At 69.8% G+C, this 20,851-nt stretch carries 16 protein-coding genes; 4 read left to right on the top strand and 12 right to left on the bottom strand.

Annotated features, from left to right (window positions below):
- Nucleotides 1-45 precede the first annotated feature (45 nt).
- The 3 genes from rsmG to BJY18_RS23385 all read left to right on the top strand — a co-directional run bounded on the left by rsmG (nt 46) and on the right by BJY18_RS23385 (nt 2,747).
- Nucleotides 46-726 (top strand): 16S rRNA (guanine(527)-N(7))-methyltransferase RsmG, encoded by a 681-nt coding sequence (gene rsmG, locus BJY18_RS23375; RefSeq protein WP_184781990.1) that lies wholly within the window; start codon nt 46-48, stop codon nt 724-726.
- A gap of 87 nt (nt 727-813) precedes the next feature.
- Nucleotides 814-1,740, top strand: a complete 927-nt coding sequence (locus tag BJY18_RS23380) for a ParA family protein (RefSeq protein ID WP_184781991.1) — start codon at nt 814-816, stop codon at nt 1,738-1,740.
- Nucleotides 1,737-2,747: a ParB/RepB/Spo0J family partition protein gene (locus tag BJY18_RS23385; protein WP_184781992.1), complete on the top strand. Its 1,011-nt coding sequence runs from the start codon at nt 1,737-1,739 to the stop codon at nt 2,745-2,747. The genes BJY18_RS23380 and BJY18_RS23385 overlap by 4 nt, the downstream gene beginning before the upstream one ends.
- 155 nt (nt 2,748-2,902) lie before the next feature.
- Here BJY18_RS23385 and BJY18_RS23390 read toward each other — a convergent pair whose 3' ends face one another.
- Nucleotides 2,903-3,853, bottom strand: coding sequence for a D-alanine--D-alanine ligase family protein (locus BJY18_RS23390; RefSeq protein ID WP_184781993.1), 951 nt, complete (start codon nt 3,851-3,853; stop codon nt 2,903-2,905).
- Nucleotides 3,854-3,884: 31 nt separating this feature from the next.
- Nucleotides 3,885-5,204 carry an aminotransferase-like domain-containing protein gene (locus BJY18_RS23395; protein WP_184781994.1) on the bottom strand — a complete coding sequence of 440 codons (1,320 nt, stop codon included), beginning with the start codon at nt 5,202-5,204 and terminating at the stop codon, nt 3,885-3,887.
- 193 nt (nt 5,205-5,397) lie between these two features.
- Between BJY18_RS23395 and BJY18_RS23400 the strand changes: the two genes are divergently transcribed.
- Nucleotides 5,398-6,042 carry a GNAT family N-acetyltransferase gene (locus tag BJY18_RS23400; protein WP_184781995.1) on the top strand — a complete coding sequence of 215 codons (645 nt, stop codon included), beginning with the start codon at nt 5,398-5,400 and terminating at the stop codon, nt 6,040-6,042.
- Between the two features lie 1,756 nt (nt 6,043-7,798).
- Here BJY18_RS23400 and BJY18_RS23405 read toward each other — a convergent pair.
- From BJY18_RS23405 to BJY18_RS23450, 10 genes are all read right to left on the bottom strand, one after another.
- Nucleotides 7,799-9,055, bottom strand: a complete 1,257-nt coding sequence (locus BJY18_RS23405; protein ID WP_184776778.1) for an IS256 family transposase — start codon at nt 9,053-9,055, stop codon at nt 7,799-7,801.
- A 287-nt stretch (nt 9,056-9,342) separates the two neighbouring features.
- Nucleotides 9,343-10,491, bottom strand: a complete 1,149-nt coding sequence (locus tag BJY18_RS23410) for an N-acetylmuramoyl-L-alanine amidase (RefSeq protein ID WP_184781996.1) — start codon at nt 10,489-10,491, stop codon at nt 9,343-9,345.
- 272 nt (nt 10,492-10,763) lie between these two features.
- Complete coding sequence (gene trxA / locus BJY18_RS23415) at nt 10,764-11,090, bottom strand: thioredoxin (RefSeq protein WP_184781997.1); 327 nt, start codon at nt 11,088-11,090, stop codon at nt 10,764-10,766.
- A gap of 45 nt (nt 11,091-11,135) precedes the next feature.
- Nucleotides 11,136-12,128, bottom strand: a complete 993-nt coding sequence (trxB, locus tag BJY18_RS23420) for a thioredoxin-disulfide reductase (RefSeq protein WP_184781998.1) — start codon at nt 12,126-12,128, stop codon at nt 11,136-11,138.
- A 94-nt stretch (nt 12,129-12,222) separates the two neighbouring features.
- A complete protein-coding gene (locus BJY18_RS23425; RefSeq protein ID WP_246458956.1) occupies nt 12,223-13,197 on the bottom strand; it encodes an RsmA family anti-sigma factor in 975 nt (324 codons plus the stop codon).
- The gene (gene sigM / locus BJY18_RS23430) at nt 13,194-13,856 is read right to left on the bottom strand and encodes an RNA polymerase sigma factor SigM (RefSeq protein ID WP_184781999.1); all 663 of its coding nucleotides are present in this window, start codon (nt 13,854-13,856) and stop codon (nt 13,194-13,196) included. Before sigM ends, BJY18_RS23425 begins: the two co-directional genes overlap by 4 nt.
- A 31-nt stretch (nt 13,857-13,887) precedes the next feature.
- Nucleotides 13,888-15,477, bottom strand: a complete 1,590-nt coding sequence (locus tag BJY18_RS23435; RefSeq protein WP_184782000.1) for a protein kinase family protein — start codon at nt 15,475-15,477, stop codon at nt 13,888-13,890.
- Between the two features lie 82 nt (nt 15,478-15,559).
- Complete coding sequence (gene murJ, locus BJY18_RS23440; protein WP_221457929.1) at nt 15,560-17,344, bottom strand: murein biosynthesis integral membrane protein MurJ; 1,785 nt, start codon at nt 17,342-17,344, stop codon at nt 15,560-15,562.
- 759 nt (nt 17,345-18,103) lie between these two features.
- Nucleotides 18,104-20,281, bottom strand: a complete 2,178-nt coding sequence (locus BJY18_RS23445; protein WP_184782001.1) for a DUF6049 family protein — start codon at nt 20,279-20,281, stop codon at nt 18,104-18,106.
- Nucleotides 20,282-20,295: 14 nt separating this feature from the next.
- Nucleotides 20,296-20,802: an NUDIX hydrolase gene (locus BJY18_RS23450; RefSeq protein WP_184782002.1), complete on the bottom strand. Its 507-nt coding sequence runs from the start codon at nt 20,800-20,802 to the stop codon at nt 20,296-20,298.
- Nucleotides 20,803-20,851: the final 49 nt, after the last annotated feature.

The raw sequence follows: 20,851 nt of genomic DNA on the forward strand, positions 1-20,851 counted from the left end.
ATGGGCGCGTTTCACGTGAAACGCGCGGAGTGAGGAGTGGACGTAGTGAGCTTGGACGGCGCCACCGGAACGGTTCGGACCGCGGCGGTGCAGGTGTTCGGTGAGCGTGTCGACCAGGCTGCGCGATACGTCGAGTTGCTGGCGACCCATGGCGTGGAACGAGGCTTGATCGGACCGCGCGAGGTGGACCGACTGTGGGACCGGCACGTGCTGAACTCGGCCGTCATCGGTGAGCAGATCGCCGAGGGCGCCCGCGTCGTCGATGTGGGATCGGGTGCCGGGCTTCCGGGTGTACCGCTCGCGATTGCTCGACCGGACCTCGCTATCGTTCTCCTGGAACCCATGGCTCGCCGGGTCGACTGGCTGGCCGAGGTCGCCGAGAAGCTGGAACTCCCGATCACCATCGTCCGTGGACGCGCGGAGGAACGATCCGTGCGCGAGCAGCTGGACGGCGCCGATGTCGTCACCGCTCGCGCGGTCGCTCCCCTTGCTCGGCTCGCGGGCTGGTGCCTCCCCCTGGTTCGTCCCGAAGGTCGACTGGTCGCCCTGAAAGGGGTGAGCGCGTCCGAGGAGATCGAGCGGGACCGCGCAGCGGTACGCAAGGCCGGCGGTGCCGACCCGGAACTCTCCGAGTGCGGGAAGGCAGTGCTCGAGGTTCCCAGCACGGTGGTGCTCATCCGTCGTCTGCCGCCGAAGCCGGCTCGGTCACGCGGCAGGCGGCGGTAGCGAACGAGAACAGCCGCGAAGTTCCACGTGAAACAACGCGGTGCGGAACGTCCAGGAATCGTCTATCAGGAGGAGGTGTCGAGACCGGTGAATCCCCCACCGTCCGACCCCGCGCAGACCGGCCACGAGTTGGGCTGGACGCCGATCGCCGAGGAAGCCGTCCGAGCCGCGAGCGTGCTGCACCCGAAGGAAGGCGCTCTCCCCCGGCCGACACGTCGCCGGGTGCTCACAGTCGCCAATCAGAAAGGCGGGGTCGGCAAGACGACGAGCACCGTCAATCTCGCCGCCGCGCTGGCGGTGCACGGGCTGAAGACGCTCGTGATCGACCTCGACCCTCAGGGCAATGCCAGCACCGCACTTGACGTCGACCACCGCTCCGGGACGCCGTCGATTTACGAAGTGCTGATCGGTGAGGTGTCCCTCGCCGAGGCCGCCGCCGTCAGCGAGCAGTCCCCGAACCTCTTCTGCGTGCCCGCGACGATCGACCTCGCCGGTGCGGAGATCGAGCTCGTCTCCATGGCGAACCGGGAAACCCGGCTGAAGGAGGCACTGTCGGACGAGTCGCTCGCGCAGATCGGCGTCGACTACGTCTTCATCGACTGCCCTCCGTCGCTCGGACTTCTCACGGTCAACGCGATGGTGGCGGCCCAGGAAGTCCTGATTCCCATCCAGTGCGAGTACTACGCACTGGAAGGTCTGGGGCAGCTGCTGAGCAACATCGAACTCGTGCAGCAGCACCTCAACCGGGAACTGAGCGTCTCCACGATTCTGCTCACCATGTACGACGGTCGCACGAAGCTGGCCGACCAGGTGACCAACGAGGTGCGCAACCACTTCGGCGAGACGGTGCTGAAGACCGTCATCCCACGCAGCGTGAAGGTGTCCGAGGCACCCGGCTACGGCCAGACCGTGCTCGCTTACGACCCGGGTTCACGTGGGGCCATGAGCTATCTCGACGCGGCGAAGGAAATCGCCGAGCGCGGCGCGAATCAGGATAGGAGCAACAGCGCATGACTGAGCGCAGAGGAGGGCTGGGGCGCGGTCTCGCGGCCCTGATCCCGACCGGGCCGGCCACCCCGGCGCCCTCCGGCGGAGAAGGCACCGCGGCCAGCGAACCGGCCGCGCGTGAGGACAAGGGCTGGTTCGCGGCGAACGGCGCGGCTGAAGGGCACGGCGGCGAGGTCGCCGGCGCGGTGTACCGCGAGATCCCGGTCAGCGCCGTCAAGCCGAATCCGAAGCAGCCGCGTCAGGTCTTCGACGAGGAAGCGCTCGCCGAGCTCGAACACTCCATCCGGGAGTTCGGGCTCATGCAGCCGATCGTCGTACGCGAACTCGGTGACGGCGAGTACGAGCTCGTCATGGGTGAGCGTCGGCTGCGTGCGTCCCAGCAGGCGGAGCTGGAGGCGATCCCCGCGATCGTCCGGCAGACCGCTGACGAGTCGATGTTGCGCGACGCACTGCTGGAAAACATCCACCGGGTTCAGCTGAATCCGCTCGAGGAGGCGGCCGCGTACCAGCAGTTGCTCGACGAGTTCGCGGTGACGCACGAGGAACTGGCCGGTCGGATCGGACGCAGCCGGCCGGTCATCACCAACACCATCCGGTTGCTGAAACTCCCCCTGCCCGTGCAGCGGCGGGTGGCCGCCGGTGTGCTGTCGGCCGGACATGCCCGGGCGCTGCTGTCACTCGAGGACCCGGACGGTCAGGAGGAGCTGGCTGCCCGGATCATCGCGGAAGGCATGTCGGTGCGCGCCACCGAGGAAGCCGTCACGCTGAAGAAGAGCGAGAAGCCGGCGAAGCCGAAACCCGCTCCCCGTAAGCCGATCCAGGCGCCCGGATTGCAGGAACTCGCGAACCGGCTGTCGGATCGCTTCGACACCCGCGTGAAAGTGGACCTCGGACGCCGCAAAGGCCGGATCGTCCTCGAGTTCGGCTCGGTCGATGACCTCGAACGCATCGTCGCCCTCATCGACGCGAACTCGGAGGGAAAATCGGCGGATCAGGCCGACGAAACCGGCTAGGGATCACCCATGGTCTTTTCGTCACGGTGATGATTGCGGATCGACACGGCTGTGCGCACTCTGCGTGGTCGGTCCGGCTGCCCACCGTCGCGTCGGTCGCCGTGGGTGTGGCGGCCGCGTGGTGTCGTCAGCGGCGTACTCCCCGGGCTCGTCGATCAACGAGTCCGGGAGACCGCGCGGGCGACGAGTTCCGAAAACACCGAACCGAGGGATGTGCCGGCGGCTTCGACTGCCATCGGAACTGTGGACGTCTCGGTGAGGCCCGGCGACAGGTTCACCTCGAGGAAGTGCACAGTGCCGTCCGCGGTGATCACGGCGTCGGTGCGGGAGATGTCGCGCAGCCCGAGCCACCGGTGTGCCGCGACGGCGAGTTCGCTGACCGCCTTCGCCGCTTCGTCGGAGATCCGGGCCGGGGTGAAGAAGTCGGTGAGGCCGGCGGTGTAGCGAGCCGTGTAGTCGTAGACGCCGTTCTCCGGCACGATCTCGACCGCGGGCAGGGCTTCGGCCCCGTTCTCCCCCTCGATGACCGTGACGGCCACCTCGACGCCGTCGATGAACCGCTCCGCGAGCACGGTGTCCCCGTAGGCGAAGCAGCCGACCATCGCCGCGGGGAGTTCCGCGGCTTCGCGCACCACCTGCGTACCCAGCGCCGAACCGCCCTGGTCCGGTTTGAGGATCAGCGGCAGCCCGAGCCGATCCACCATCGCGTCGAGCACCGACTGCGCGCCCAGCTCCCGGAAAGTGCTGTGCGGCAACACGATCCACTCCGGTGTGGCGAACCCGGCCTGCTGCACGAAAGCCTTCGCGGTCGGCTTGTCCCAAGCCCGACGGCACCCCTGCGAGCTGGTGCCGACGAACGGCACGTCGAGCATTTCCAGCACGGTCTGCACCGAACCGTTCTCGCCCTCACCGCCGTGCAGTGCGACGATCACCGCGTCCGGACGCTGGGTGCGCAGCCGTTCCAGCAGGCCGGCGTCGGTGTCCCATTCGTCCACTGTGAGCCCTTCGGCCCGCAGTGCGGCCGACAGCCGCCGTCCGGAGCGGAGCGAGACGTCCCGCTCGTGGGAAAGTCCGCCGGCGAGCACGGCAACGGTACGGTCGACCACCGTGGGAACTCCTTAGTGTTACGGGGGGCGGTCAGACCGTGTCCGGAGACGGGGTCTCAGGCCCCGGGATGGTGCGTGCACTCACGCTACCGAAGGTGCGGCCGAGGTCCATTTCGGACTCCAGCACCGCCGCGAGCCGGCGCACGCCCTCGCGGATGCGTTCCGGCGTGGGATAGCAGTAGGACAGCCGCATCTGGCGCGAGCCGAGGCCGTCGGCGTAGAAGCCGGTGCCTGACGCGTATGCCACGCGCGCGGTCACCGCACGCGGCAGCATTGCTTTGGTGTCAACACCTTCCGGCACCGTCACCCACACGTAGAAGCCACCGTCGGGGTGCGTCCAAGAGCAGCCGGGGGGCAGGTACTGCCGCAACGCGGACAGCATCGCGTCGCGGCGTTCGCGGTAGTTCTCCCGGAACTTCTTGATCTGACCCTTCCAATCGTGCGTCGCGAGGTAGCGGGACACGATCATCTGGTTGAACGTGGGCGGGCACAGCGTCGCCGATTCGGCGGCCAGCACGAGCTTCTCCCGCACCGCGTGCGGCGCGAGCACCCAGCCGACCCGGAGCCCGGAGGCGAACGTCTTCGAGAACGAACCGAGGTACACGACGTTGTCCGGGTCGAGCGACCGCAGCGCGGGGTAGGTCTGGCCGTCGAAGCCGAGCAGGCCGTACGGGTTGTCCTCGACGATCAGCACCCCGTGCTCGCGGCAGATCTCCACGATCTCGGCGCGCCGCTCGACGGCCAGCGTGACGCCGGCCGGATTGTGGAAATTCGGGATGGTGTAAAGGAACTTGACGCGCTGGCCGGCCTTCTCCGCCTGCCGCAGCGCCTCCCGAAGTCCTTCCGGCACCAGCCCGTCGTCGTCCATCGCGACGTGCACCACGTTCGCCTGGTAGGCGGCGAACGATCCGAGGGCGCCGACGTACGACGGGCCTTCGGCGATCACCACATCACCCGGATCGCAGAACAGCCGCGTCACCATGTCCAGGCCCATCTGTGAGCCGACGGTGACCACGACGTCGTCCGGGTGCGCCTTCACGCCCTCGAGAGCCATGATTTCGCAGATCTGGTCACGCAGCGCAGGCACGCCGTGTGCGGACCCGTACTGCAGTGCGACGAGTCCTTCCTCGGCGATGATCTCGCCGACCTGCGCGGACAGCGTGTCGAGCGGCAGCGCGGCCAGGTTCGGCATGCCGCCGGCGAGTGAGACGACCTCCGGCCGGCTTGCCACTGCGAAGAGCGCGCGGATCTCGGATGCGGTCATCCCGGCGGTGCGGGCTGCGTACCGCTCGAGGTGCGGGTCGAGATTGTGACGGCCGGTCTGCGGCTTGGCGGGGCGGTTCTCGGTCATCGGACACCTGAGGGTTCGGTGGTACCTGCTGGTAGATCCATCGAGTGTAACGGTGGCCTCTTCCGGATCCCCGGTCTTTCGGCCCTTGTCACATCGGCCTATCCTCGGGGTGGTTCTTCCGGTGCCGCCTGCGCTCTGGCCGGCGTCCAGGCCGGATACACGCCGCGAATGAGGGGTCGAGGGAGGTTTGCGCGTGTCACGTCGCGTGGTGGGCGTCACACTGGACAACCTCGAGCATCTGCCGAAGAACTGCCGGCAGTGCGTGTACTGGGAGCTCGCGCCGCACCTGAAGGAGCAGGCCGAGGATTTCGGCTCGACCGAGGTCGAGAAGGAAGCCTGGGTGTCCAGCGTGCTGCTGGAGTGGGGTTCCTGCGGCCGCATCGTCTACAGCGACACGCTCCCGGTCGGTTTCGTGCTGTACGCGCCGCCGAACGCGGTGCCCCGCGCCCTGGCTTTTCCGACCTCTCCACCCAGCGCCGACGCCGTCCTGCTCACCGCCTTCCACGTCCTGCCCGAATTCCGCGGCGGCGGCCTGGGCCGCATGCTCGTGCAAGCCGTGGCGAAGGACCTGACCAAACGAGGCGTCCGCGCCATAGAAGCCTTCGGCGACGCCCAACCCGCCGAAGCGGACCCCCTGGACGGACACGCCTGCGTACTGCCGGCCGCGTTCCTGCAGAGCGTCGGCTTCAAGACCGTGCGCCCCCACCGCAAGTACCCCCGCCTGCGGCTGGAGCTGCGCTCGGCGATCAGCTGGAAGGAAGACGTCGAGGCCGCCCTGGAACGCCTACTCGGCCAGGTCACGATCACGACCGCAGAACCCAGCCTGGGCCGAGCCTGACACGCGTCCGCTTCCCTCTCGCTCCCCTCGCCCGACCCGCCTCCACGCCTCGCCCGGACCGTTCCCGGTCTGGTCCCGTCTCGCCCAGGCTGCCTCCGGCTTGGTCCCGCTTCGACGGGCCCGAGCCCCTTTTGCTCGTCCTCTACCGGTCGGCCCCGACCGGCTCCGCCTAGACCGACCGTCTTCGCCTCGCCGTCTTCGCCTCGGTCGGTAGGCCCTTGGCCGGCTCCGCTTTGGCCGGCTCCGCTTTGGCTGGCTCCGCCTTGACCGGCTCCGCCTTGACCGGTCGCCGGACAATCGGCTCCGCCTTGACCGGCTCCGCGCCTAGACCGACCCGCTCGCCCTTGACCGCTCAGCCTCGACCGACCCCTGTCCTGAGCACTCCAGTCGAGCCGACAGCCCACCCCACCGCGACCCCTCGTTATCACACTCCGTACACGTCGTCCCCGCGGTATCAGACCCGTGACCAAGCCCGGCACGAGTCCCCGGTACTCCCCACCCGTCCACCCTCACTCCGCTCATCACCCGAGGTCAACCCGCCAGCCGTCATCACGCCACCCCTTCTCTCAACACCGCCACACCCACGAGCCCACGCCGCTACCTACCCCACACGAACCCGCTCCCGACGTGCGAAAAATCCCTCCACCCCCGCCTGTGCACACCTGTGGATGAACCACAAAGTTATCCACAGATTGCTGATAGATGCCGTGGAAAACCTGTGGACGACTAGACTGGATCTGGGGACGCCCCCCAGTGGTGGGTGGGGGCTGCCCCAAGGTGTGGTGTGCCTCGGCGGTGTGAGGCGCAATGTGTTGTGTGCGCCTGAAGGTGGGGTTAAGTGGGGGCTGGGCTCCGGTTTTTCTGGGCGGGGTGGGGGCTGAGGCAAGAATGTGGATGCCGTAGTGGTGGGGGATTTGCGGGGCGGCTGTGTGAGATGAGAGCGCTTCGCGACACGTCCTACTGTTACTTAGAGTGACTTTCAGCGGGGTGTGGCAAGTGCATTCTGGTGGTGTGGCTGCGCTGTCCTTCTTTGACGATTGTCAGGCGTTGAGTTCGAGGACGGGATCGATGTGTGGGTCGCAAATGGGTGTCAGGCGGCAGGGCGGAGGTCGCCTCAAAGGGGCACGCGGTGGCGCATCCACGTTCACATTTCGCAGACGATCCCGGCAACTGCGCCAACCACGATTCGAGCTCAGTCGTGGTGCGGGCTGGTGGGGTGGACCGTGGAGATGGCCTGGAGGAGGTTTTGGGGCAGGCGCGGTGGGCTCGGTCGTAGGTGGCGTGTGGTGGCCCTGATGGGGCAGGTCGGGACGTCCTTGCACGCGGAGCGTGCAGACGGTCGGAGGCTGGAAGTCGAGCCGGTTCCCCTCCTGTCGTCGGTGTGGTTTGGGGTGATCGGGTGTGCGGCTCGGGCTGTCGGGACGGGACCAGGATCGCCTGGCCGGGGCCAGGTCGGACGCGGGACCGGGACCACCTGGCCGGGACCAGGCCGAATGCGGCACCGGGACCACCTGACCGGGACCAGGCCGAACACGGCACCAGGACCAGGCCGAATTGCGGCACCAGGACCACCTGGCCGAGCCACAGAAAAGGCACCAAACCAAACGGGCCGTAGAGCTGGTCAAGCGACCGCGGTCCCTGACGTAGCGGCTCGGCACCCGGGGGCCCACTCGGGTAAGACAACCGGACCAGCAGGCGGGTCACGTCCGGCGGAGTGGTGTATGAGATCGACTCCGCGTGATCTTGGTTCGGGATTCTAGGCGGTTATTGCCTCGGTTGTCATGAGTGCCTCGCTGCCGGTCGGTGCGGCTTCGGTGGTGACGATGCGGATGCGTGAGCGGGCCAGTAGATCGAGGCCCATGTAGCGGCGGTTCTCGGTCCACTCATCACTCTGTTCGGCCAGGACGGCGCCGACGAGGCGGATCAGGGAGTCGCGGCCGGGGAAGATCCCGACCACGTCGGTGCGACGGCGGATCTCCTTGTTCAGTCGCTCTTGAGGGTTGTTCGACCAGATCTGGCGCCAGACCTCGCGCGGATATGCGGTGAACGCCAGCAGCTCATCGCGGGCGTTGTCGAGGTGCTCGGCTGCGTCGGGCCAGCGCGCGGTGAGAGTGTCGACCACGCGTCCGTACTGGGCTGTGACGGCGTCGGCGTCGGGCTGGTCGAAGATCGTGCGCACCTGCGTAGCGACATGCGGCTGCGCCGACTTCGGAACACGGGAGAGCAGGTTACGCAGGTAGTGGGTGCGACACCGCTGCCACGCCGCACCCGGCAACGCCGAGGCGATCGCCGCCACCAAGCCGGGATGGGCGTCGGAGATGACGAGCTGGACCCCGGACAGGCCGCGGGCGACCAGACCGCGCAGGAACGCCAACCAGCCCGCTCCGTCCTCGCTGGAGGCCACATCCAGGCCGAGGATCTCGCGGTGCCCGTCGGCGTTCACCCCGGTCGCGAGCAGCGCGTGCACGTTGACCACCCGGCCGTCTTCGCGGACCTTCACCGTGAGCGCGTCGACCCACACGAACGTGTACGGGCCCTGGTCGAGCGGGCGCTCGCGGAACGCGGCGACCTGCCCGTCGAGGTGCGTGGCCATCTCGCTGACCTGCGAACGCGACAGCGACTTCACCCCGAGTTGTTCGGCCAGCTTCTCCACCCGCCGGGTGGAGACACCGAGTAGGTAGGCCGTGGCCACGACGGTGACCAGGGCCTGCTCGGCGCGGCGGCGGTGGGTCAGCAGCCAGTCCGGGAAATAGGAGCCCTGGCGCAGCTTCGGCACCGCCAACTCGATCGTGCCCGCTCGGGTGTCCCACTCCCGGGCCCGGTAGCCGTTGCGCTGGTTCGTCCGCTCGCTGCTGCGCTCGCCATAGCCGGCCCCGCACTGCTGATCGGCCTGCGACGACATCAACGCGTTCGCCATCGTCGCGATCATCGTCTGCAACAGATCCGGCGACACACCCGCCGAGGCGAGCTCCTCGACAAGCTGGGCAGGGTCCACACTGTGTGGTGCGGCCATCGTGGTGGTCCTTCCTGGAGTTCCTTGGTCGGTACTCGAGAAAGATCACGCGGTGGCCGTCTCACGTCACGACGCCACGCCGCTCACCAGCGACGAACCCGTACACCACCTCCGCGGACGTAACCAGCAGGCGGGCCACTGGCCAGCAGAAAAGACCGGCCAACGAGGGAAACGGGCACCCAGACCGCCGAAGTGAGGGAGCGTCAAAACCCGCACGAGCGAGCGTCGGAACCCGCGAGAAGGAGCCTCAAATCCGCGAGGGGAGCGAACGCGGGCGACGGCGAGCGTTACTCGGCGCGGGCCAGTTCGTGGGCCAGTACGTCGGCGAAGGTGAAGGTGCCGGTGGGTTGGTCGCCTTCGCCCAGGAGGTACAGGCGTTTCACGGCGATCAGGATTCCCTCGGCGACCACGTCGCGGAAGGCGGGTTCGGCCAGTCTGCGCGCGTCGTCGGGGTTGGTCAGGTAGCCGATTTCGACGCGGACGGCCGGGCAGCGGGTGCGGGTGAAGATCTCCCACGTCTTGTAGTGCGTGCGGCAGTCACGCAGGCCGGTGCGGGCCACGACCTCACGTTGGATGAACCCGGCCAGCAGTTCGCCGACCGTCGACGTGGTGCCGTTGCCGGTGCCGAAGTGGAAGCTGGCCACGCCCTGGGCGCCGGGGGACGCGTTGCCGTCGTTGTGCAGCGACAGGAACAGGTCGGCGCCGGCGTCGTTGGCGAAGCGGGCACGTTCGAAATCCGTGGGACTGTGGTTCGGGCCGCGCGAGATCAGGGCTTCCATGCCTGTCGCCTGCATCCGGCCCTCCAGCCGACGCGCGAGATCCCAGGCGATGTCGGCCTCGCGCAGGCCGGCGGCGGTCACGCCCAGATCCTCGCCGCCGTGGCCGGGGTCGATGACGATGCGCTTGCCCCGCAGCCGCGGACCGGCCCGGCGGACCTGCTCCTGTTCCCGCAGGAACACCGGACGGCCGCCGCGCGCCCGCGGGGACGACAGGCGGTGCAGCTCCCGGATGGTCGCCGGACCGCAGATACCGTCGGGATTCAGGCGCATGTCGCGCTGGAAGGTACGCAGGGCACGCTCGGTCTGCGGGCCGAAGTATCCGTCCGGACGGCCGGCGTCGAAACCGAGCTCGGTGAGCCGCTCCTGCAGCGCGAAGACGTCGTCCCCGCTGACCGGAGCCGACAACAGGTACTGCAACGGGCGGCTGCCCAAGTGGTAGCTGGCGCCCTTCATCGAGTGGAAGGTCGCCGGGCCCACGACCCCGTCGGTGATGAGGCCACGCCGCTGCTGGAAGGCCCGGACGGCCTGCTCCACGGCGACGTCGAAAGCTGCGTACTGCTCGGTCCCCGCCACCGGCGGGAGCAGGTCCATCCCGGCGAGAATCGACCTGATCTCGGCGACATCCGAACCGGTGTCACCGCGGCGGAGTACCCGCATGCACTCCTCGCTCTTCCTCAGGCACCGAAACCTGCTCGATGCGAAACAGAAACCTGTAGGTCGGGGGTAAGCCCAGGCACCCATTGTGCCCTGTGAACTCTCGGTGAGTACGCAGACCCGGCCGGTGTGCCGCTCCCGTGGGGGAGCCTGCACGGGGGACACCCGGCCGGTACGCCTGCGTGATCACCACCACGCACAAGCCCCCCGAACGAGCGAGAACCCGGGCCCGCGGGCCGATTCCCGCAGGCCCGGGTTCTCCCCGACCGTTCGGTTCAGAGCACGTCGGACAGATCCGACAGCAGCGCCGCCTTCGCCTTCGCGCCCACGATCTGCTTCACCGGCTTGCCACCCTGGAACAGGATCAGCGTCGGGATCGACATCACCTGGTAGTCACGCGCTGTGTTCGGGTTCTCGTCGATGTCGAGCTTCGCGACGGTCAGCTTGTCGCTGTTCTCCCCGGCGATCTCCTCGAGCACCGGCGCGACCATCTTGCACGGCCCGCACCAGGTCGCCCAGAAGTCGACCAGCACCGGCTTCTCGCTGGTCAGCACGTCGTCCACGAACGACTTGTCGGTCACCTTGACGGTGTTGTTGGCCATGGTTGTCTCCTTTGCCTGGGTCAGCCGATCGGAAGTGCGGAAAAGTCAGTGCTCGCCGGCGCCGTAGCCACCGCCCACCAGCTCCGGGGCCTCGTGCGCGGCCACATCGGCATGTTCGGCCAGCCACCGCTCGGCGTCGATGGCGGCGCTGCAGCCGGACCCGGCGGCCGTGATGGCCTGCCGGTAGGTGCGGTCCACCAGGTCGCCCGCGGCGAACACGCCGGGCAGGTTCGTGTACGAGCTGCGGCCCTGCGTGCGCACGTAGCCCTCGTCGTCCACGTCCACCTGGCCGCGCACCAGCTCGCTGCGCGGATCGTGCCCGATCGCCAGGAAGAAGCCGGTGACGTCCAGCGTCTTCGCCTCACCGGTCCTGGCGTCCTCGACCTGCAGGCCGTTGACCGTGCCGTCCCCCGCGACGCCGGTCACGCGCGAGTTCAGCTGCCATTTGATCTTGTCGTTCGCTCGAGCGCGCTCGAGCATGATCCGCGAGGCGCGGAACTCGTCCCGCCGGTGCACGATCGTGACGGACTTGGCGAACTTCGTCAGGAAGGTCGCCTCCTCCATCGCCGAGTCGCCCCCGCCGGCGACCGCGATGTCGTGGTCGCGGAAGAAGAACCCGTCACAGGTCGCGCAGGACGACACACCGTGCCCGAGCAGCTCCTGCTCACCCGGCACGTTCAGGTACCGGGCAGCCGCGCCCATCGCCAGGATGACCGCGCGGGCCGCGTAACGCTTGCCGTTCACCACGACGTACTTGACGTCACCCGCCAGCTCCAGCGACTCGACGTCCTCCGAACGCAGCTCGGCACCGAAACGCTCGGCCTGCTTGCGCATCTCCTCCATCAGGTCCGGGCCCTGGATGCCGTCGCGGAAGCCGGGGAAGTTCTCCACCTCGGTGGTGGTCATCAACGCACCGCCGAACTGGGTGCCCTCGAACACCAGCGGCTCGAGTTGCGCGCGCGCCGCGTAGACCGCGGCGGTGTATCCGGCAGGACCTGAACCCACGATGATCAGGTTCCTGATTTCCTCGCCCGCCACCGTCAACCTCCGCTCGTCGTGACCAGTGCTCCTGGCTCAACACGATGGTAGGTGCCGGTGTTCCCGGCGGTGACGACCGCTACTCGACCAGCGATTACCGGCCGCCGACCACCTTGTCGAACAGCTTCGCCGGGTCGGCGGGCCCGCAGTCCGCGCCGAACGCGACGAGACGGAACTCGGCGAGCCTGCCGGTGGTGTAGATGACCAGCACACCGGCCTTGCCCGCCACGTTCACCGGACGGATGCCCTCCGGCCGCACCTTCGGATCCATCCCGGCCGCCGCCACACACACGTCCAGCCGCCGCTCGTCCCGCAACGGGCCGAAATCACGCACGCCGACGCTGCCGCCGATCAACGCCTCCGCGCCACCGCCGTCACCGGACACCGACGGGCCGGTCGGCGCCGGAGCGGCCACGTTCGGGGTGCCGCTCTCGGTGGACGTGCCCGGCACGGTGACCGCCAAGGCCACCACGGCGGCCGCGGCCGCGGTCAGGACCCCGCCGGCCCAGCCGAGTCGCCGGTTGCGTCGCCGCCGGGCCGCGGACAGATCCGCCACCGGAGCGGACGACGTCGCGCCCGAGGTGGACGACGCCGCGCCCGAGGTGGACGACGCCGCGCCTGTCTGGAACGGGGTCGCGCCCGCCTGGGACGGGACGGCTCCCGCCTGGGACGACGTCGCGTCCGCAGAGGGCGGAGCTGCAGCCAGCTGGGACGACGTCGCGTCCGCCGAAGACGGGACCGCGCCGGCCGGAGACGTGGCCACGGGATCTGCGACCACAGTGCTCGCCGCTGGTTGCCGGGCGGCGGATTCCGCGGCCAGCGCGGCGTCCAGCCGGGCCGCGTACTCGGCGGGCATCGGGGGCGCGGGCGCGCCGGCCAGCGCCGACAGGTCCGCGGTGGTCGCCTCGAGTGCCTCGATGATCGTGCGTGCTTCGGGGTCCGCCTCGACCTGCGGCCACAGCCGCGCGGCCTCGTCCTCGGCCAGTACCCCGGCGTGGAGGTCGGCGAGCAGGTCGACAGACCAGGGCGGTCCCACGGACCCACCGGCCCCCCGGCTCTCGTCCGTCATCGTCCCTCCCCGTTCCCCGGCGAGCCCTGGGCCCGCCCGGCACTCCGGGACCCCTCCGGAGTGGCGTGCTTGCGTTTGCTTTCGTGAGTTGGGACGTCGGGCCGGGCGTCCGGGTTCCGCAGATGACCGAGAACCTTCGCGAGTTTTCCCCTGCCCCGTGCGCACCGGCTCTTCACCGTGCCCTCGGCGATACCCAGCATCTTCGCCGTCTCGGCCACCGAATAGCCCTCGACGTCGACCAGCACGATCGGCGCCCGCTGCTCCTCCGGCAGCTGGCCGAGCGCCTGGTGCACGAGCAGGCTGGTCTCCCGTTCCGCCATCGAATCACCGGGGGCGACCGGCTCGTTGAACCCGGTCTCGGGCAGCGGCACGGTCGGGCGGGCCTGCCGGCGGCGGATCCGGTCGAGGCAGGCGTTCACCACGATCCGGTGCAGCCACGTGGTGACCTGCGATTCGGCCCGGAACTTCCCGGCGGCGCGGAAAGCCGAGATGAACGCCTCCTGCAGCGCGTCCGCCGCCTCCTCGGGGTCACGCAGCGTCCGCAGCGCGACCGCCCACATGCGGTCACGATGTCGCCGGACCAGTTCACTGAACGCGTGCGGATCCCCGGCGGCGTGCGCCGCTATGAGGTCGGCATCCGTGGGAGCTGCAGCCGTCACCCGGCAGAGCCTACTGAGTCCGGCGCATCGCTCACTGCGCAGGCAGGAAGCTCAAGTCTCCGAACTCGCTGACGAAGCTGTCCCCCTCGTCGCCACCCAGCTGGGTGATCCAGACGATGAAGTACTTGCTCTCCGTCGGCTGCTGCAGCGGGATGGTGGTGTCGGTGCCCTTGAGGTCACCGCTGCCGACCACCTTGGTCTCGTCGAGATCCGGCTTCTTGCTGTCCGCGCTGCGGATCTCGACCTTGGTGCCCGGGCTGTCCGCGGTGATCTTCACCTGGGCGAGCTTCACCGGATCGTCGAACGCCACCGCGATGCCCACGCCGGGCTTCAACGCCGGCAGCTGCTGCTGGTACTCGTCGGTGCGCCAGATCGTGCCCGGATCGCCGTCGATCGTGTTCTTCGCGCGGCTCGTGTTGTCGCCCTCGCCCTCCGGGTTGTACACGGTCGCGGAGTCCGGCTGCACCGGATCGCCGACCTTCGGACCGGAGGAGGACGACGGTGGCGGCGCCGGCTGGTTCGCCGAGCCGCTCGGGGTGGGCGTGGCGGCGACGTTGATCGCGGGACCGCTGGACGAATTGTCGCCCTGGAACAGATTGATCAGCATCAGTCCGCCCCAGGCCAGGATCACCACGGTCGCCACCACGAGCACGGTCACCCCGAAGGCCAGCTTCCGCCGCCGCGCGACGTCCTTCACCGGCTTCTTCGTGGTCCAGATCGTGCCGTCCGATTCGGATTCGGACTGGCCGACCGTTTGGATCAGCTGCGTGCGCTCCTCGTTCTCGGCCACCTGGTCCAGCACCCGCAGGATCGCCGAGCTGGTGCGGATACCGCCGCTGCCGCCGTCCTCGATCGTGCGCACGGCCAGCGACGACAGCTCCGCCGGCACGGCAGGCACCAGCGACCGCGGCGGGACCACGTGTCCCTGCGGCGTCAACGGTGCGGCCGGGATGGCGGGCGGGCCGCCGGGCAACGCCCAACGGCCGGTGAGCAGCAGGTAGAGCACCGCGCCGAGGGCCTTCACGTCGTCCCGCAGCGTCGCTTCCGGCAGTGGACCGGGGAACGCCAGCTTCAGCGCGCCACCGGGCGTGAGCCGCAGCCGCTGCGGATGGTCGAGGCCGAGAACCAGGCCATTCTGGTGGGCGTGGTCGACCGCCTCGGCGAGCGCCTGCACCATCCGGGCGGCCGCACCGGGTGCCACCGGACGCTGCGCGACCAGGTCGACCAGGTCACTGCCCTTCGTCCACTCGGCCACCACGACGCCGAGCAGCCCTTCACTGGACGTGACGCCACTGCCGAGACTGAGCACGTCCAGCACGCGGGCGACGCCGCCGTGGCCGAACTTCGACGCGTGCGCGGCCCGCTCCAGCGTGCGCCGGGCGAGCCGGGCCGCCTCCGGATCCGCCGGATCGCCGACCAGCAGGGTCAGCGCCACATCCCGTTTCAGCTGGCCGTCTCGTGCCCGCCACAGGTGCGCGGCGGCTCGTTCGTCCACCCCGAACTGGGCGAGCAGGCGGTACCGGCCGTCCCCCACGACCCGCCCAGGGGCCAGCGAACCACCCCGGGCACGGATGCCCGCGCGGTCTGCCTCCCCCGCCTGAACGCTTCGTCTCGTGTCCACGCTTCTCTCCTGCTTCGCGATCCCGGATCCGAGGGTACCCGGATCAGGCCCGCGGGAAGCGTCGTGAGTCGTGAATCAATCGTTACCCGCGCTTGATCAATCGGGTGAGTCGCGAGGTCGCCGGCCGAAGTTCCTCGACCTTCAGCGCGATGAGCACCCCGAACGAGACCGCGATACCGACGATCCCCTGCAGGATCAGCTTGATCCAGGCCTGCAGCGTCGGCCCGAGTGAATCGGGCACGATCTGCCCGGCCAGCCACGCCGCGCCGATCCCGAGGACGCTGGCCACGACGGTGAACAGGATGACGCCGATCACCCGTTTGCTGCGCAGGTTGCCGAGCGTGACCCACAGCCAGATCTGCCCGAGCATCGCGCCGACCACGTAGGTCAGCGCGTTGACCATCATCACGCCGAGCACGACGTTGTCGCCGTTGAGCAGCACCGGGCACAGGAACAGCAGCGGTACCTTGACCAAGGTCATCACGATCATGATCAACGTCGGCGTGCGGGCGTCCTTCATCGCGTAGAACACCCGCATCTGCAGCATCACCAGCGCGTACGGCAGCAGCGCGAAAGCCGAGATGGCCAGCGCCTGCCCGAGCCGCTCGGCGTTCTCCAGCGACCCCTTGCCCAGGGTGAACATGGCGACGCCGATCGACGAACCGACGATCGTCATCACCGCGGAGATCGGCACGAGCGTCACGGTCGAGATCCGGGAGGCGTACGACAGGTCGCCGATCAGCTTCTTCGTGTCGCCGTCGGCGGCCGCCCGGCTCAGCCGCGGCATGATCGCGGTCAGCAGCGAAACCCCGAGTACGCCGTAGGGCAGCTGGAACAGCAGCCAGGCGTAGTTGTAGGCGGTGACGCCGCCCGCGGTGCCCTTGGTCAGCACGCGGGTGGTGATCGTGAGCCCGATCTGGCTGACCGCCACGTACCCCACGACCCACAGCGCGAGACCGCCGAACTCCTTCATCCGCCGGTCGAGACCCCACCGCCAGCGCGGACGGAACCCGGTGCGCAGCAGCGGCGGCAGCAGGATGAGCGCCTGCGCCGCGATCCCGCCGGTCACGCCGAGGCCCAGGGTGAGCACCTTCGGATCGGTGATCGAGGGATGGTCGCCGTCGATCGAACCCGGCATCACCCACAGCACCAGGATCGTGAAGATGACGACCATGTTGTTGATCACCGGCGCCCAGGCCGTCGGCCCGAACACGTGCTTGGCGTTCAGCATCGCCGAGACCAGCGCGAACACGCCGTAGAAGAAGATCTCCGGCAGCAGCAGGTACGCGAAGGCCGTGGTGAGGTCGGCGCTGGCCTGCCCGGAGGAGTCGATGTAGAGCGAGGTGAAGGCCGGCGCCGCGAGCACGGCGATCACCGTGCCGCCGAAGAGCACGGTCACTCCGACCGTCAGCAGCCGCTGCGCGTACGCCTCGCCGTGGTCGGGGTCGTCCTGTGACCGCACCAGCAACGGCACGACCACACTGGTCAGCACGCCGCCGAGGAGCAGTTCGAAGATGATGTTCGGCATCGTGTTGGCGACGTTGAACGAGTCGTTCACCACGCCGGTGCCGATCACGATCGCCAGCAGCACCTTCCACAGGAAGCCGGTGATGCGGCTGATCAGCGACGCGATCGCCATCCGGCCGCTGGCCTTCGCCACCGAAGGGGCCTTCGCGGGTGCCGGCTGCTCGGGCGCACTCGGCTCGGCCGGACGGGCGAGCGGCGCGTCCTTGATCCGCGGCATGACCTGAGTGGCCAGCGCGTCGTACGGACGCATCACGTCCGGGTCGGCGGTCGGCCAGCGCGAGGCCGGCATCGGCACCCCGGCGGTGCGCGGGATGAACCGGGTGGCGTCCGGATCCCGCATCGCCTCTTCCTGCCACGGCCGGACCGGTGCGCCCGGGCGCGGACCACGGCCGCGGTGCACCGGCGGGAGCTGCTGCGGCCCGGAGGCCGGGCCCGGCGACGGTGGCGGCGCGCTCCCCGGCTGCGGCAGCGGCGAACGGCCGGACTGCGGTGGCTTCCGCGGACCGGCCGGAGGGAGGTTCTGCGGACCGCTGGGAGGCCCCGGCGGCGGCATTTTCTGCGGTCCGGACGGCGGGATCTGCTGCGGGCCGCTGGGTGGCCCGGACGGCGGCATCTTCTGCGGAGTGCCTGGCGGCAGCGGCTGTTTCGAGGTACGTGGTGGCTGGCGGCGGGGCGGCGCTACGCCGTTACGCGTCGGGCGCTGCTGGCCGTTCGGTGGCGGCTGACGGCGCTGTGGCCGCTCCCCGCGCTGCGGTCGCTCGGCGGGACCCGGCGGCGGCTGCCCCGGTACCGGCATCCGGCGGGTGCCGTTGGGCGGGGGCTGGCGGCGTTCGGCGGGCGGCTGCCCCTGGGGCGGAGGCGGTGGCTGGCGTCGGGCGTCGCGGACCGCGCGACGCGGCTCACCACCCCGTTCACCGCCCCGTTCGTCACGCCGCGGCGGCGCGCCGTCCCGTCGAGGACGGTTCGCACGCTCGGGTGGTTGACCCGGCTCTTCGTCCACCGCGTGCCCAATCCTCGACTGCTCCTGGTCCGCCGCCATTGTGGCAGCGTCGACCCAGGGTAATCGGGAACGGGCGGGCGCACCCGGCCCGCCGGGAGGTCAGCCCGAACGGCCGCGTGCCGCCCGACTCTCCTTCACCCGCCGGTAGATGCGCCGAGACGCCAGCAGGAGCAGCGCGCAACCAGCGACGACGGTGACGATGATCGTGATCGGGCCGTACTCGGTCGAGGTCAGCTCGAAGCGTGCGGTGGAACCCAGCGTCGTTCCCACCGGGGTGGTCAAGGACACATCGACGCTGAGCCTGCCCGCGCGCAGCGCCTCGATCTGGAGGTATTCCGTTTTGCCGCCCTTGGCCGGGAAGAACCGGTTCTGCGCCTGTGCCGCCTCCGGCCGGATGCCCACGTTGTTGGTGAGCGCGATCTGCGCGTCGATGCCGACCGGCAGCTCGTTGTTCACATACACCGGCAGCGGCGACGCGCCGGACGCGAGCGCGATCGTCTGCCGCGGCTGTTCGACGGTGACCTGGTCGCGGATGGCGCTGAGCTCGGCGTTCGCGTTCGCCCCCGCGGCCAGCGGGGACGGCGGGTCCAGCGCGGCCGAGCTGCCGCGGACCAGCGCGTCGCGCACCGGCTCCACGATCGCCTTCGGCTCGACCCGGTTGGTGATGTCCGCCCGCATCGCCGACATCAGCCCGGCCGCCCGCCGGTCGAGTTCGGAGAGCTGATCGGCGACCGCGGCGCGCCCGGCGCCGGACGGGTTCCGCTGGTCGGTGGCGAAGGACGCGGACCCGGTCGGCTCGGTCCGCAGCAGCTGCGACAGCGACGATTCGGTGGTGACCTCGCTGTCGGTCAGCTCGCCGAGACCGCGGAGGAAGGCGTTCAGCTCGTCGGTCGGCACGGTCCACCGCCGCGGCGGCGCGACCAGCAGGCTGGCACCGTTCGCCGCCTCGGGACGGCCGAGCCCGGCCTCGAACGCGATCGCGGCGAGCCCGTTCTGGGTGGCGACCGCGCGCTGTGCCGCGCCGCTGACCGTGGTCGGCGCCTGCGGCCCGGGAGCGAACCCGGCGAGCGCGCTCGCGATGATCCCGTTCGACGGCTGCGCCCGCACGCCGCCGGGCAGCGTCACCGCACCGCTGACGTTCTCGGCATCGCGGCTCGACCGCAGCTGGGACCCGTCGGTGAGCACCGTGCGGTAACCGGCCTCGGACGCGGCGGACAGCGCCTGGTCGTCCAGCGGGCCACCGGGCCACAACACGCCGGTCTCCGGCTCGACGTCGAGCATGTCCCTGATCGTCGTGGCGCCGCTGAGCGCGGTGGTCATCAGCCCGGTGTCGGGGTTGCCCTCCGCGTCGCGCACCTTGCCGAGGGTGGTCAGATCGGCGTCGCCGTACGGCATCGGCACCACGCAGCGGTCCTTGACCAGCGCACGCAGCGAGCTCAGCCAGTCGCCCGCCGCGGCCGCGCCCTTGCCGGGCGAACCGGCGGCGAGGTAGCCGCGGCTCATCGTGTCGACGGTCCGCAGCAGATCGGGGTCGATCGCGAAACACAGCGAGCCGGCGATCTTCCCGTTCGACTCCGCCGCGCGCGCAGCCGACACCAGCGAGTACAGCCGTCCGGTCGGGCTCAGCTCCCGCGCGAGCGAATCGTCGGTGAGGTTCAGCCGGGTGCCGTAGGCGGCCGAAGAGACGTGATTCGCGTCGTCGGCGATCGGCCACAACATGGTGACCTTGGCGTGCCGGGCGGTCGGCGAACCGTCCTGTCCCGGCGAGGACAGCACCGGCATCAGCAGGCTCACCGCGGCGAGCCGGGCGGTGCCGCCGAACTCCGGCGTGCCGTTCACGTTCACCAGCAGCGGGTAGACGCCGGGAAGGGAGAAGTGCGCGGCCCGTTCGCCGGTGAGCGGCACCCGTACGTCGAGCCGGGCGCTCTGGCCGGGCTCCAGCGATTCGCTGAGCGTGCTGAACTCGGTGAGCGGGCTGTCCTGCACCGGCTCGCCGTTCAGGATGCCGGACATCGCCCGCGTCCCGCCGACCCGGTCGCCGACCTGGAGCCGGACCTGCGGACGGTCGATCCGGCGGTCACCGATGTTGGTCACCGTGCCCGACACCTGCAGCTGCGTGCTGGATCCGGTGATCAGGCGCGGGCTCAGCCGGCCGAGGTCGATCCGCAGCCGCGGCGACTGCGTGGACGGCTCCTCCTGCGCCCCCGCGGGCGTGCCGAACAACGCGGCAGCGGCGAGGACCAGCAAGGACAGCAAGAAGGCGGCGGGCCGCTTCACTCGGGTGCTCCCTCTCAGGCGAGCTCGTCGGGGGCGAGCAGTTCTCCCGCCTTGCGGACCAGCTTGCGCTCGTCCGCGTAGGCGAGGGTGGTCTCCAGCTCGGCCAGCCGTACCCAGGCGACCTCGGTGACCTCGACGTCCTCGTCGGAGAGCGCACCGCCGGTCGACTCGAGCAGGAAGTGGTGCACGGTCTTGTGCACCCGCCGCTGCTGGGCCACGAACCAGTAGTCGATGGTGCCCAGCGGGCGCAGTACGCGTGCTGAGATGCCGGTTTCCTCCTTCACCTCGCGCACCGCGGTCTGCTCCACCGTCTCACCGTCCTCGATGTGCCCCTTCGGCAATGACCACAGCAGTCTGCCGTGCCGGTCCAGCCGGCCGATCAGCACCGCGTGTTCCCGGTCGGCGTCCAGCACCAGTCCGCCTGCCGAGGTCTCGTCGACCGTGGTCAGCCGCCTGCCGCGCCGGTGCCTGCGCCGCCTGCGCGGCTTCGGCGCTCCGGCGCGGCCGGCAGATCCAGACATGCTGCGATGCTAGAGCAACCGGTTGCCCGGGTACTCTGGCTCTCCGTGT

This window comes from Amycolatopsis jiangsuensis, from assembly GCF_014204865.1.
GTDB lineage: Bacteria > Actinomycetota > Actinomycetes > Mycobacteriales > Pseudonocardiaceae > Amycolatopsis > Amycolatopsis jiangsuensis.

Coding starts and splice junctions, on each gene's coding strand:
- BJY18_RS23385 (WP_184781992.1), top strand. CDS start 1,737: ATGACTGAGCGCAGAGGAGGGCTGGGGCGCGGTCTCGCGGCCCTGATC.
- BJY18_RS23395 (WP_184781994.1), bottom strand. CDS start 5,204: ATGACCGAGAACCGCCCCGCCAAGCCGCAGACCGGCCGTCACAATCTC.
- BJY18_RS23405 (WP_184776778.1), bottom strand. CDS start 9,055: ATGGCCGCACCACACAGTGTGGACCCTGCCCAGCTTGTCGAGGAGCTC.
- BJY18_RS23410 (WP_184781996.1), bottom strand. CDS start 10,491: ATGCGGGTACTCCGCCGCGGTGACACCGGTTCGGATGTCGCCGAGATC.
- trxA (WP_184781997.1), bottom strand. CDS start 11,090: ATGGCCAACAACACCGTCAAGGTGACCGACAAGTCGTTCGTGGACGAC.
- BJY18_RS23425 (WP_246458956.1), bottom strand. CDS start 13,197: ATGACGGACGAGAGCCGGGGGGCCGGTGGGTCCGTGGGACCGCCCTGG.
- murJ (WP_221457929.1), bottom strand. CDS start 17,344: ATGCGGGATCCGGACGCCACCCGGTTCATCCCGCGCACCGCCGGGGTG.
- BJY18_RS23450 (WP_184782002.1), bottom strand. CDS start 20,802: ATGTCTGGATCTGCCGGCCGCGCCGGAGCGCCGAAGCCGCGCAGGCGG.